11 protein-coding genes are annotated in these 13,669 nt (G+C 60.8%); 1 reads left to right on the top strand and 10 read right to left on the bottom strand.

Translation table 11 applies throughout. The features are described from left to right. Window positions 1–61 precede the first annotated feature (61 nt). The 10 genes from trpE to AB4N43_RS19465 all read right to left on the bottom strand — a co-directional run bounded on the left by trpE (window position 62) and on the right by AB4N43_RS19465 (window position 12,511). The gene (gene trpE, locus AB4N43_RS19510; protein WP_027926745.1) at window positions 62–1,543 is read right to left on the bottom strand and encodes an anthranilate synthase component I; all 1,482 of its coding nucleotides are present in this window, start codon (window positions 1,541–1,543) and stop codon (window positions 62–64) included. Window positions 1,544–1,614: 71 nt separating this feature from the next. Then, window positions 1,615–2,433: a phosphoglycolate phosphatase gene (locus AB4N43_RS19505; RefSeq protein WP_027926744.1), complete on the bottom strand. Its 819-nt coding sequence runs from the start codon at window positions 2,431–2,433 to the stop codon at window positions 1,615–1,617. Then, complete coding sequence (gene rpe, locus AB4N43_RS19500) at window positions 2,430–3,104, bottom strand: ribulose-phosphate 3-epimerase (protein ID WP_460151835.1); 675 nt, start codon at window positions 3,102–3,104, stop codon at window positions 2,430–2,432. Before rpe ends, AB4N43_RS19505 begins: the two co-directional genes overlap by 4 nt. Before the next feature lie 117 nt (window positions 3,105–3,221). Then, a complete protein-coding gene (locus AB4N43_RS19495) occupies window positions 3,222–4,370 on the bottom strand; it encodes an iron-containing alcohol dehydrogenase (RefSeq protein ID WP_059182079.1) in 1,149 nt (382 codons plus the stop codon). Window positions 4,371–4,591: 221 nt separating this feature from the next. Continuing rightward, window positions 4,592–5,416 (bottom strand): ABC transporter permease, encoded by an 825-nt coding sequence (locus AB4N43_RS19490; RefSeq protein WP_027926741.1) that lies wholly within the window; start codon window positions 5,414–5,416, stop codon window positions 4,592–4,594. Window positions 5,417–5,428: 12 nt separating this feature from the next. Continuing rightward, entirely contained in the window at window positions 5,429–6,676 is a 1,248-nt protein-coding gene (locus AB4N43_RS19485; protein WP_027926740.1) for an ABC transporter permease, read from the bottom strand. A 198-nt stretch (window positions 6,677–6,874) separates the two neighbouring features. After that, window positions 6,875–7,918: an ABC transporter substrate-binding protein gene (locus AB4N43_RS19480; protein ID WP_027926739.1), complete on the bottom strand. Its 1,044-nt coding sequence runs from the start codon at window positions 7,916–7,918 to the stop codon at window positions 6,875–6,877. 47 nt (window positions 7,919–7,965) lie between these two features. Continuing rightward, complete coding sequence (locus AB4N43_RS19475; RefSeq protein WP_460151834.1) at window positions 7,966–9,090, bottom strand: ABC transporter ATP-binding protein; 1,125 nt, start codon at window positions 9,088–9,090, stop codon at window positions 7,966–7,968. 325 nt (window positions 9,091–9,415) lie between these two features. Next, on the bottom strand, window positions 9,416–10,057 hold the full coding sequence (locus tag AB4N43_RS19470) for a response regulator (protein WP_172825925.1): 642 nt from the start codon (window positions 10,055–10,057) through the stop codon (window positions 9,416–9,418). A gap of 57 nt (window positions 10,058–10,114) precedes the next feature. After that, on the bottom strand, window positions 10,115–12,511 hold the full coding sequence (locus tag AB4N43_RS19465) for a PAS domain-containing sensor histidine kinase (RefSeq protein WP_194940400.1): 2,397 nt from the start codon (window positions 12,509–12,511) through the stop codon (window positions 10,115–10,117). Window positions 12,512–12,584: 73 nt separating this feature from the next. Here AB4N43_RS19465 and AB4N43_RS19460 point away from each other — a divergent pair, with 73 nt between their 5' ends. Next, window positions 12,585–13,577, top strand: a complete 993-nt coding sequence (locus AB4N43_RS19460) for an alpha/beta hydrolase family protein (RefSeq protein WP_460151833.1) — start codon at window positions 12,585–12,587, stop codon at window positions 13,575–13,577. Window positions 13,578–13,669: the final 92 nt, after the last annotated feature.

Raw genomic sequence — 13,669 nt, 5'->3', positions numbered from 1 at the left:
TGTTGGCTGTGCTGGCCTCATCGCGAGCAGGCTCACTCCTACAGGGAAGTATTGCGTGGACTCAGGTGTCCGGGGTTTGTTCGGCCAGGGCCACGGCGCGGAACATCGCGCGGCGTTTGTTCAGGGTTTCTTCCCACTCCAGCGCCGGTACCGAGTCGGCCACGATGCCGCCACCGGCCTGCACGTGCAGTTCGCCGTTCTTGATTACCGCCGTGCGAATCGCAATCGCGGTGTCCATGTTGCCGTTCCAGGCAAAGTAACCGACCGCGCCGCCGTAGACGCCACGTTTTACCGGTTCCAGTTCGTCGATGATTTCCATCGCACGAATCTTCGGCGCACCGGACAACGTGCCCGCCGGCAGGATCGCCCGCAGCGCGTCCATCGCCGTCAGCCCGGCCTTCAACTGCCCGGTGACGTTGGACACGATGTGCATCACGTTGGAATAACGCTCGATGACCATTTTCTCGGTGAGTTTCACCGAACCGATTTCCGAGACCCGACCGGTGTCGTTACGGCCCAGGTCGATCAGCATCAAGTGCTCGGCGATCTCCTTGTCGTCGGACAGCAGGTCTTTTTCCAGCGCCAGGTCGGCTTCTTCGTTGGCCCCGCGTGGACGGGTGCCGGCAATCGGGCGCACGGTGATCAGGTTGTCTTCGACCCGCACCAGCACTTCCGGCGAACTGCCGACGACATGGAAGTCGCCGAAGTTGAAGAAGTACATATAAGGCGTCGGGTTGAAGCAACGCAGCGCCCGGTACAGATCGATCGGTGCAGCCTTGAAGTCGATCGACATGCGCTGGGACGGCACGACCTGCATGCAGTCGCCGGCCAGGATGTATTCCTTGATGGTGTCGACGGCTTTTTCGTAATCGTCCTGGGTGAAACTCGAACGGAACACCGGATCAGCCGACTGCTGTTTGCTGAAATCCAGGCCACGGCGCGGCGTGATCGGCTGGCGAAGTTTTTCCAGCAGTTCTTCCAGACGTTCCAGGCCATGCTCGAATGCACCGTCTTGCGCCGGGTCGGCCAGCACAATCGCGTGCATCTTGCCGGCGAGGTTGTCGAACACCACCACCGCGTCGGAGACCATCAGCAGAATGTCCGGCACGCCCAGTGGATCCGGGTTCGGGCATTTGCCCAGACGCTTCTCCACATACCGCACGCAGTCATAACCGAAGTACCCCACCAGGCCGCCGTTGAAGCGCGGCAGACCGGCGATGGTCGGCACGTTGTAGCGGGCCTTGAAGGTTTCGACGAACGCCAGCGGGTCTTCCACGTCGTGGCTTTCGGTCTCGATGCCGTCGACGGTCACGCTGACGTGATGGTCATGCACGCGCAGCACGGTGCGGCATGGCAGGCCGATGATCGAGTAACGGCCCCACTTCTCCCCGCCCTGAACCGATTCCAGCAGGTAGGAGTTCGGCTCGTCGGCCAGTTTCAGGTAGATCGACAGCGGCGTGTCGAAGTCAGCCAGGGTTTCGCAGGCAAGCGGGATGCGGTTGTAGCCGGCAGCGGCCAAACGCAGGAATTCTTCGCGGATCATGGGGTAGCCTCGTGGCTTGAGGGTCTAACAGTCAGGTATGCAAACGCGCCGGTAGGCCGGCCAGGAACAAGTCAGGCGCGCCAACGCCAGCGGGCCAGGGCCTTGATGACTTTCATCCAGAGTTTGCGAGTGACCACCACGATGGCGTTTCCAGCAGGGGGTTGAACAGCGTCGGGCAACGTTATCTCAGCGGCCGGATCCAGGCAACCGGGAATTAGCTTGCGCAGATCGTCGATCACCAGCGCCGGCGATTCTTCGGCAATCGGCCGGCCATGGTTGTAGCCATAACTGAGCGCCACACACTTGACCCCTGCCGCTTTCGCCGCCAGCACATCGCTGCGCGAATCGCCGACGAACAAGGACTGCGAGGCCGGAATGTTGGCCATTTTCATCACGAAAAACAGCGCGGCCGGGTCAGGTTTCTTCTGCGGCAAGGTATCGCCGCCGATGATCCATTTGAAGTAGCGGCCGATTTTCATCTGATCCAGCAGCGGCGCGACGAAGCGTTCCGGCTTGTTGGTGATCAGCGCCATTTCCACGCCTTGTTTATTCAGCCACTTGAGGGTGTCACGCACACCGGGGTAAACCACGGTCAGCTCATGGCTCGCGCCATAGGCCTGCATGAAGATCTCCAGCGCGTGTTCAGCCTCGACGTCATCAACCGTCGAGTGCTCGATGTCACCCGCCAGCGCACGACGCACCAATACCGGCGCGCCGTTACCGACCCATTCCCGCACCGACTCGAGGCCGGCGGGTTTGCGGCCCAGCTTGAGCAGCATGTGATCCACAGCCGCTGCGAGGTCCGGGACCGAATCGATCAACGTGCCATCCAGATCGAACATCACCAGCCGCGGCAGACGCCCCGGGAACAGCTGCTCAAAGCCACTCATGGGCGAGCCAGCGCCAGTTCGGCACGCATCTTCTCGATCACTTCCTGATAGTTCGGCGCGTTGAAAATCGCCGACCCTGCGACGAAGGTGTCCGCGCCCGCCGCAGCGATTTCACGAATGTTGTTCACATTGACGCCACCGTCGATTTCCAGGCGGATGTCACGCCCCGAGGCGTCGATCAAGGCGCGCGCCTGGCGCAGCTTGTCGAGGGTGCTGGGGATGAATTTCTGCCCGCCGAAGCCTGGGTTGACGCTCATCAGCAAGATCATGTCGACCTTGTCCATCACGTATTCGAGCACACTCAGCGGGGTTGCCGGGTTGAACACCAGGCCCGATTTGCAACCGCCCTCGCGGATCAGTTGCAGGGAACGGTCGACGTGCTGTGAGGCCTCCGGGTGGAAGGTGATGTAGGTCGCGCCGGCTTCGATGAAGTCACCGACGATGCGGTCCACCGGGCTGACCATCAGGTGCGCGTCGATCGGCGCGGTCACGCCGTACTTGCGCAGCGCCGCGCACACCATCGGGCCGATGGTCAGGTTCGGCACATAGTGGTTGTCCATGACATCGAAGTGCACGAAGTCGGCACCGGCGGCCAGGACGTTGTCCACTTCTTCACCCAGGCGGGCGAAGTCGGCGGAGAGAATCGACGGAGCAATGACGAAGGGCTGCATGACGCACCTTTTTTGAGCAGAATCACGATGGCGCGCATTGTATACCTCATAGTTTGGCGCGCGCACTGTGACCGCGATGATTGGGGCTGCCTTCGATCAATTTGCGCTGGCAGCGCTCTAGTACGCTGCCCGGTAGATCTTCTCGATATCGACGGCGCTCAATTTGCGAGGATTATTGCGCATCAGGCGCTCGATCCCCGCCGCTTCTGCGGCCATGGCCGGGATCGCATCTTCGGGAACACCGAAACTGCGCAGGCCCAACGGGATTTCTACCGCAGTGCACAGAGCCGTCATCGCCTCCACGGCTTTGTCCGCCGCTTCGTTGGCGCTCAAATGAGCGGTCTTCACCCCCATGGCCTCGGCAATATCCTGCATGCGCTCGACACAGGCCATCTTGTTCCAGGTCATGACATAGGGCAGCAACAAGGCGTTGCTGACACCATGTGCAATGTTGAAACGTCCGCCCAGTGGATACGCCAACGCATGCACCGCACCGACCCCGGCATTGCCGAACGCCATGCCCGCCATCAGGCTGGCGGTGGCCATGTCTTCGCGCGCTTGCAGGTTGGACGGATTGGCATAGGCCTTGGGCAACGCCTTGGCGATCAGCTTGATGGCGCCGATGGCCAGGGCGTCGGTAATCGGCGAGGCGTTGACGGACAGGTAGGATTCGATGGCGTGCACCAGCGCGTCGACGCCACTGGCGGCGGTGACACTGCGCGGACAGGTCAGGGTCATTTGCGGACTGACCAGCGCCACGTCTGGCAATAGATAGTCGCTGACGATGCCTTTTTTCAGCTGCGCGACCTTGTCGGAAAGGATCGCCACGTTGGTGACTTCCGAACCGGTGCCGGCAGTAGTCGGGATCGCGATCAGCGGCGGCCCCTTGCGCGGCACCTGATCGATGCCGAACAAATCTTCCAGCGCACCGTGGTAACCGGCATACGCCGCCACGCTCTTGGCGATGTCGATGGCACTGCCGCCGCCCAGACCGATCAAGCCGTCATGCCCGCCGTCGCGGTATACCCGCATGCAGTCTTCGACGATGGCAATTTCCGGGTCTGGCAGCACCCGGTCGAATATCTCGTAGGACCGGCCCCCCAGCTGCGCCAGCGCCAATTCGACCGTGCCGGACTTGACCAGCGCGGCATCGGTGACGATCAGCGGGTTGTCGACATCCAGACGGGTCAGTTCAGCGGCGAGCTGCTCGATGGCACCTGCGCCGGTGATCAGTTTGTGAGCGATTTTGAAAGAGGAAAGACTCATCGTGCGCAGCCTCTTATAGATAGGGGAGCTGGGCACAATAGTAGCTGGGGATTGGGGTTTGTCTGCTATTCGGGTCGTGAATGACCAACGATCTCGAACACCGCACAAAACCAATGTGGGAGCGAGCTTGCTCGCGATGACTGACTAACATTCAACATTGATGTCGACTGATAGTCCGCTATCGCGAGCAAGCTCGCTCCCACAGGGGATGGTGTGTGGCGTTAGACCTGGGCGGTGCGCAGTTTTTCGCTGCGACCGCGCAGCCATTCCAGGGTCAGCAACAGGATCACCGAGAAGGCGATCAGCAATGTCGCTGCGGCGGCGATGGTCGGGCTGAGGTTTTCGCGGATCCCGCTGAACATCTGCCGTGGCAAGGTCGCTTGCTCGGGGCCGGCGAGGAACAACGTCACCACCACTTCATCGAACGACGTCGCGAAGGCAAACAGCGCCCCCGAAATCACGCCCGGCGCAATCAGCGGCAACGTCACCCGGCGAAACGCGGTCAGTGGCGAAGCACCCAGGCTTGCCGCGGCGCGCACCAGATTATGGTTGAACCCCTGCAAGGTCGCCGACACCGTGATGATCACAAACGGCACACCCAGCACCGCGTGCACCACGATCAGCGAGAAGAAGCTGTTGCCCAACCCCAGCGGGGCAAAGAACAGGTAACTCGCCACACCGATAATCACCACCGGCACCACCATCGGCGAAATCACCAGCGCCATGACCAGCGCCTTGCCGGGAAAATCACCGCGGGTCAGGCCAATCGCCGCCAGCGTCCCGAAGACCATCGCCAGCACCGTCGCCGCCGGGGCGACAATGATGCTGTTCTTCAATGCACGCATCCATTCGGCCGAGGCAAAGAAGTCCTGGTACCAGTGCAGCGAGAAACCTTGCAGCGGGTACACGAGGAAACTGCCCGAGTTGAACGACAGCGGAATGATCACCAGCACCGGCAGAATCAGAAACAACAGGATCAAGCCGCAGAGAATCCGCAAGCTGTAGAACCACACCCGCTCAACGGGCGACATATAAGGACTCAGCATTTCGTTCTCCCCTTAGCTCAGGCGCAGGCGACTGGCGCCCACCAGCCAGCTGTAAATCAGATAAAGCACCACGGTCGCCAGCAACAGCAGCCCACCGAGTGCGGTCGCCATGCCCCAGTTGATGCTGGTGTTGGTGTAGAAGGCGACGAAGTAGCTGACCATCTGATCGTTCGGGCTGCCCAGCAACGCCGGGGTGATGTAGTAGCCGATGGCGAGGATGAACACCAACAGGCAACCGGCGCCGACACCGGCATAGGTCTGCGGGAAGTACACCCGCCAAAAGCTGGCGAACGGGTGGCAGCCGAGGGAAATCGCTGCGCGCATGTACGTCGGCGAGATGCCTTTCATGACGCTGTAGATCGGCAGGATCATGAACGGCAGCAGAATGTGCACCATGGAGATGTAGACCCCGGTGCGGTTGAACACCAGTTCCAGCGGTTTATCGATGATGCCCATGGCCATCAGGCCGCTGTTGATCAGCCCGCCCGATTGCAGCAACACGATCCACGCAGCGACGCGCACCAGGATCGAGGTCCAGAACGGCAGCAGGACCAGAATCATCAACAGGTTGCTTTGACGCGATGGCAGGTTCGCCAGCAGGTAAGCCAATGGATACGCGAGCAGCAGGCAGATCACCGTAATGATCAGGCCCATCCAGAAGGTCCGGGCGAAGATGTCGAGATAGATCGCCTGGTCAGGTGTGGCCGGGGCGATTTCACCGAGGTCATCGATACGATGATCGACCGCCGCCAACAGGTAGAAAGGCGTGATGCTGCTGGCGTTGCGGCGCACCGCTTGCCAGTAGGCCGGGTCGCCCCAGCGTTCGTCGAGACCTTCCAGTGCTTCTTTATAAGAGGCCGGCTCGGTGGCAAACGGCAAGGCGCGGGCGGTTTTGGTCAGCAGGCTGCGGTAGCCGGCCAGTTCCATGTTCAGGCGCTTGGACAAATCGCCCAGGGTTTGATTCTTGCGGGCTTCGGCGAGGTCTTCGCTGGCCGCTTTGTAAACCGGTTCAGCGGGCAGGCCTCGGCCGTCCCAACTGGCGATGGCGGACACGGTGCGCGGCATACCGCCGACCACTTCCGGGTTGCCCACGCTTTTGTAGAGCAGCGCCACGATCGGCACCAGGAACACCAGCAACAGAAACAGCACCAGCGGCGCGATCAAGGCCTGGGCTTTCCAGCGGTTGACCCGCTCGGCGTGCCGGAGTCGCTGCTTCAAGGTGGGGTCAGTGCCCGCGTTCAGGGGAATGGCGGTGGCCATGGCGTACTCCGGAAATCTTTGATCGTTACAGAGGCGGTAAACACCGCCTCGAACTTTTAGTACTGATCGTTCCCACGCTCTGCATGGGAACGCATCCAGTGACGCTCTGCGTCACAGGGACGCGGAGCGTCCCGGGCGGCATTCCCACGCAGAGCGTGGGAACGATCATCCGGCGAACCGTCGTCCTGTGCGACTCGCTTACTTCGCAGCCCAGGAATTGAAGCGCTGTTCCAGTTGCTCGCCGTTGTCAGCCCAGAAGCTGACGTCGATCTGCACCTGGTTGGCGATGTTTTCCGGGGTGGTCGGCATGTCTTTCAGGACATCCTTGGACAGCAACGGCACGGCTTGGGTGTTGGCCGGGCCGTAAGCGATGTTTTCCGAGTAGGTCTTCTGCTGCTGCGGCATCACCGAGAAAGCGATGAATTTCTTCGCCGCTTCAGCGCGTGTCTTGTCCAGGCCTTTTGGAATCGCCCATGCGTCGAAGTCATAGATGCCGCCGTTCCACACGACTTTCAGGTTGCTTTCTTTCTGCACGGCAGCGATCCGGCCGTTGTAGGCCGAGCTCATGACCACGTCACCGGAAGCGAGGTACTGCGGCGGTTGTGCACCGGCTTCCCACCACTGGATGTTTGGCTTCAGCTCATCGAGCTTCTTGAATGCGCGGTCCTGACCATCCTTGCCGGCCAGTACTTTGTAGACGTCTTTGGGCGCAACGCCGTCGGCCATCAGAGCGAATTCCAGGGTGTACTTGGCGCCTTTACGCAGGCCACGCTTGCCCGGGAATTTCTTGGTGTCCCAGAAATCCACCCAGCTGGTTGGCGCGGAAGCCAGTTTGTCGGCGTTGTAGGCCAGCACGGTCGACCACACGAAGAAACCCACGCCGCACGGCTGGATAGCACCTTTGACGTAGTCTTCGGTTTTGCCGAACAGCTTCGGATCCAGCTGCTCGAACATGTCTTCGTCGCAACCACGGGACAGTTCTGGCGATTCAACTTCTACCAGGTCCCAGGACACGCTCTTGGTGTCGACCATGGCTTTGACCTTGGCCATTTCGCCGTTGTACTCGCCCGCCACGATCTTGCCGTTGCCTGCCGCTTCCCACGGTGCGTAGAAGGCTTTGACCTGCGCCGCCTTGTTCGCCCCGCCAAAGGACACCACAGTCAGGTCCGGACCCGCCGCCATCGCGTGTGCCGCACCGATCATGCCCATGACCAGGGCGGTGAATTTCAGGGATCTCAACATTTATTGTTCTCTCCACGTGCAGGGTTGGTGTTGGTATTGCGGGGGCGTTAGTGCGCCTCTAGAAGTGGGTCGAGCGCGCGAACGTGTTCGACCTGCCAGCCAAGCGGTACCACGTCGCCGACAGCCAGCGCGGGATCGAGCTCGGCAATCGGTTGTTTCACGAAGAAGTCGGTCTTGCCGCAGACTTCCAGGCGAACCCGGACGTGATCGCCCAGATAGATGAATTCCGCCACCCTCCCTGAGAAGCGGTTGACGCATGACTCGCTTGAACCGTTGAGGCTGATGCGCTCGGGACGAATCGACAGCGTGACCGGCTCACCGGTCTTGCCGACGTTGACCGCCAGCGCTTCAACTTTTTCGCCGCGACTCAGTTCAACGATGCAGCGATCACCGGTCTGACTGTGCAGGCGGCCGTTAAGGCGGTTGTTCTCGCCGATGAAGTTGGCGACGAAGGTGTTTTTCGGTTCTTCGTAAAGGGTGCGCGGCGGTGCGATCTGCTGGATCTCGCCCTGGTGGAACACCGCTACCCGGTCGGACATGGTCAGGGCTTCGCCCTGGTCGTGGGTCACGTAAACCACGGTCACGCCGAGGCGCTGATGCAGGTGCTTGATCTCCATCTGCATGTGTTCGCGCAGTTGTTTGTCGAGTGCACCAAGGGGTTCGTCCATCAACACCAGCTGCGGTTCGAACACCAAGGCACGGGCCAGCGCTACACGCTGTTGCTGACCACCGGACAGTTGTGCCGGATAACGCTGAGCAAAGGCGTCGAGCTGGACCATGCTCAGGACTTTTTTGACCTTGTCGCTGACGTCGCTTTTGTTCAGGCCACGCACGGTCAGCGGGAACGCGAGGTTCTCGGCGACGGTCATGTGCGGGAACAACGCGTAGTTCTGGAACACCATGCCGATGTCACGCTTGTGTGGCGGCACGTTGTTGATGGAACGCCCGGCCAGCAGGATTTCGCCTGCGGTCGGTGTTTCGAAACCGGCGAGCATCATCAGGCTGGTGGTCTTGCCGGAACCGGACGGCCCGAGCAAGGTGAGGAATTCGCCTTTGCGAATGTCCAGGTTGAGGTCTTTGACGATCAGGTTCTCGCCGTCGTAGCTTTTCTGCACTCCACGAAAGCTGACCAGAATGTCACTGACCCCTGCGCTTGAATCGACCTGGCTCATACCCACACCTTTGTTATTGATGACTGCTGTGGGACTAAGCCTAGTGGACCCTGCCGACCACGCAAATCGGGGCGCAGGAGAGAATCGCCTCAGCCGTATGGAAGGTTTGGGGTAGGGATCGCCCTACAAGGATGGCGCGTTTTGACAAACGCAGCTGCAAGCTTTCAGCTACAAGCCGCAAGAACAGGAAGAGGCGGGGCTCCAGGCATGTCGCAAATGGATATGGCGATGCTTCACCCGTTGTAGGAGCACAGCTTGCTGGCGATGGCGATCTCAAGGACGCCATCGCCAGCAAGCTGTGTTCCTACAAGGGGTAACAGGGCTTTTAGAGGAGTTTGTGCTCCATCGCGTACTTCACCAGTTCCGCCAGGGACGTAATGTTGAGCTTCTGCATCAACCGCGCCTTGTGGGTGCTGATGGTTTTGCTGCTCAGGGCCAGTTGCTGGGCGATGTCATTGACGTTGACGCCCTGGGCCAGGCGTTCGAACACCGAAAACTCGCGTTCCGACAGCAATGAATGCAACGGCCGCGAATCGGTCAGGCCGACTTCGAACACCATGCGGTCAGCGAGGTCCGGGTCGATGTAGCGCCCGCCCGCCGCCACTTTACGGATCGCGGTCAACAGCAGCGCCGGATCACTGTCTTTGGTCGCGTAACCCGCAGCACCGACCTTCAACGCCCGCGCGGCCATTTGCGCTTCGTCGTGCATCGACAACACGAGGATGGCGGGCGGATTGTTCAGCGCACGAATCCGCGGAATCGCCTCCAGGCCATTCACGCCTGGCATGGAGATGTCGAGCAATACCACCTCGCACGGCACATGCCGCAAGGTTTCGAGCAACTGTTCACCATTGCTCGCCTCCCCCACCACCAGCAAATCCTTGGCCAGGCCGATCAACTGCTTGATGCCTTCACGGACGATGGTGTGGTCTTCGGCTACCAGTACACGGATCACGTTCTTCTCCATTCTTTTTATTTCAGAGCCAAGATGTATCGCGAGCAAGCTAAAACACCACAAAAACCATCAGACTGCATCCAGCGGCACCCGCACACTCAGGGTCGTACCCTCCCCCGGTTCACTCTCAAGCGACAACCGCCCACCCATGATCAACACCCGCTCACGCATGCCCACCACCCCGAAGGAGGTCGGCCTGCCCGTCGCGGCAACAAATCCTACGCCATCATCACTGACGGTCAGGCACAACTCGTCGCCTTCCAGCGCCAGCGACAGTTCAACAGTATGCGCCTGGGCATGGCGCATGACATTGGTCAGGGCTTCCTGAAGGATCCGGAACAAGCCAATCGCCTTGGCATCGCTAAGCACCGGCAGATTCTCCGGCACCTGCACCAGACACGGAATCTGCGTGCGCGCCTCGAAACGCCGGGCCTGCCACTCGATGGCAGAAGCGATGCCGGCATCGAGAATCGGTGGTCGCAGCGCCGTGGCCACGTCGCGCACCAATTGGAACAACTGAGCGATCAAGCGCTTCATGCTGTTCAAGCGTTCGTGCAGGCCCGGGTCGAGTTGCGCGTAGGCCAGTTCGCACATCGACGTTTCCAGTTTGAGCACGGTCAGCATCTGACCCAGCTCGTCATGAACCTCCCTGGCGATGCGCGCCTTTTCTTCTTCGCGCACACTTTCCAGGTGAGCCGACAATTCACGCAACTGTTCGCGGGAGCTGGCCAGTTCCAGCTCAATACGCTTGCTCTCGCTGATGTCCCAGACGATCCCGTCCCAGACGTAGGCGCCATCTTCGAGCTTACGGGTGATGGCCTTGATCTCGGCCCAGCGTTGTTCGCCCGAACGGGTCAGGATCCGTCCTTGCCACGACCAGTCACTGTCAGTGTCCAGCGCATGGTCCTGCGTCTGGTGATAGCTGGCCTTGTCGTCCGGGTGCACCAGACTGCGCAGGCCTTTGTCGCGATGGGCCAGGGTGGCCGGTGAGTACCCCACCAGGGTTTCACTGCCTTCACTGATGTAGGCAAAGTCGATCTGCCCCGTCACCGGTGCGCGCTCCAGGCGAAAGACCAGTCCCGGAACGTTGGCCGCGATCCCCTGCAAACGCGCCTCGCTTTCCTGCAAAGCGGCCAGCGCGCGGCGGCGTTCGGTAACGTCGTTGAGGTAGACCACCAGGTATTCGCCATCACGAAAGCGCATGAAGCTCAACGAGACATCCGTCGGCAAAATACTGCCATCGGCCCGCACGCAGTGGGTTTCGAAGCTTTGCGGCCCTTCGTCACTGGCCCGTGCGCGCTTCCACAGATTCAACCAGCGGTCCATGTGCAGGCCGGGTTCGAAGTCAATCAGCGGCCGGTCGATGATCCCGCCCGGAGCGTAGCCGAGCATGTTTTCGGCGGCACGGTTGGCGTAGCGCACATGGCTGTCCCAGTTGACCCAGAGAATACCGACGGTGCTCTGATCGATGGAAAACTGCGTCAGGCGCAACGCCTCTTCGCTGGCCTCGCGCAACGCAATGTCTTCACGCGCAGCCAACAGACGCGCCTCCAGACTGTGCTGTTGCCGCCGCTGCCAAAACACGATGGCCATGCTGCTCAACAGCATGACGGCAAACAGCAGGCATAGGTTTTGCCAGAAACCGGGGGACTCGGTGAGTCGCGGGTACTTGGGTTGTAGCCATTGGTTGTGCAGTTGTTCCAGGTCCTTGGCCGGAATTGCCCGTAGCGCGCTTCCGACGATACTCGCCAGTTCCGGCCAATCCCGGCGAGTAGCCACGCGCAGCAATTGTGGCAGGCCGATGTCGCCCACCACGACCAGGCCGGCGAACTCCGGTTCGGCGGACAAACGCCCCAGTTGCGCCTCGTCGACCACGGCGTAACCCGCCTGTTGACTGAGCAACAGTTGCAGCGCCTGACGCTCGATGGGCACGCCTTGCAGGTTCAGATGGGGATAGTTGCTGCGCAGATAATCGGCGGTCGCGCTGGGCATGCGCACCGCGACGCGGGTCTGGCTGTCGAGCTTCTCCAGTTCCACGACACCGGTGCCTTTTTCATCACTGACCACCAGTTGCGGAACCCGCATGTACGGGTCGGTAAATTGCCACAGGCGCAAACCGGCCGGGGTTTGCGTCAGGCCCACGGCGATGTCGATTTCCCCCTCGCGCGCGGCGTCTTCCAGTTGCGCGACGTCCGGGAAATTTCTCCAGCTGAGCTCGACCTTGAGCGCACTGGCCAACCATTTCATCAGCTCGACGTTGACCCCGGACAAACGCTGCAAGCGGCGATCGTATTGAGCATAAGGCGCCTGCAACACCACGCCGACGCGCAATTCGTCATGGGCTGCGAGCCATTGTTGTTGCTCGGGTGACAAGGCCGCGGCATGCCCCGGCGGCGCGGAAGCCGCCCACCCCATCAAGGGAAACCACAAGCAGCCGATAACCCACAGGCAGCGTAAACGCATCATCGAAATCTCACACACTGACAAACACTGACTAACCCATTAGGCTGCCGGAATCACTTCTGGCCTGGAATATCCGATGCCCCCTGTCTACCGCCTGGCACTGCCAGCATTGTGCCTGTCGCTGATCTTGCCTTGTGCCTTTTCTGTCGAGGCCGCCGACCCGGCCCCTGCCACGGCAGAAAAACCCGCAGAAGAAAAACCGGTCGAACGCCAGCCACTGCCTGAGCGTAGTCAGGAAGAAGCGACAGCACTTGAGCGAAAAGTCCCCGCTCAGGAACAGCAACAGCTGCAAGCCGGCACCGATACTTTTCTCGCCCTGTGGAAGCCGGCCAACACCCCCGAGCCAAAGGGCGCGGTGATTATCATCCCGGGCGCTGGTGAAACTGTTGACTGGCCGCAAGCAATCGGTCCTTTGCGCCGTCAATTGCCGGACGCCAAATGGAGCAGCCTGAGTATCACCTTGCCGGACCTGCAAAGCGACGCCATTGCGCCACGCATCGTCGAAGTCGCGCCGGCGCCCAAAGCGCCGGAGACCGCCAGCAAGGACTCCACCACCGCGGCGCCTATCGAGCAGGCCGCCGGTGGTGAAGCGGAAGTGGCTGACAAGGCCGTCGCCGAAACAACCGAAGATCAGGCCAAGGCCGACGCCGAGCGCATCTTCGCGCGCATCGACGCCGCCATCGCTTATGCCGAACAGCAAAGTGCTCGCAGCATTGTCGTGCTGGGCCATGGCACTGGCGCTTACTGGGCAGCGCGTTATCTGAGCGAGAGACAGCCCTCGCAAGTGGAAAAGTTTGTGATGGTCGCGGCCCAGACACCGGTAACAGCAAAGCCTGAACTGGCCGAACTGACGCCGACTTTAAAGCTGCCGACTGCGGACCTTTTCTATGTGGATAAGCCGCTGGATCGCAAAGCGGCGCTGGAACGCCTGCAGGCCAGCAAACGGTTGAAGTCGTCGGCGTTCAGTCAGGTGGCACTCAAGGCGTTACCGGGGAATGCCAAGGCTGAGCAGGAGCAATTGGTGCGCCGGGTGCGCGGTTGGTTGAATCCGCAGAACGTGGCGGACTGATAGACCGCAGTGCCCTCATCGCGGGCAAGCCACGCTCCCACAGGATTTGAGTCGCACGCAACTTTTGCTATCGACATAAAACCTGTGGGAGT

This window comes from Pseudomonas sp. S2_B07 (assembly GCF_054668435.1).
Note: the sequence above shows the minus strand (reverse complement) of the source record. Positions and strands in the feature narration are given on the sequence as shown.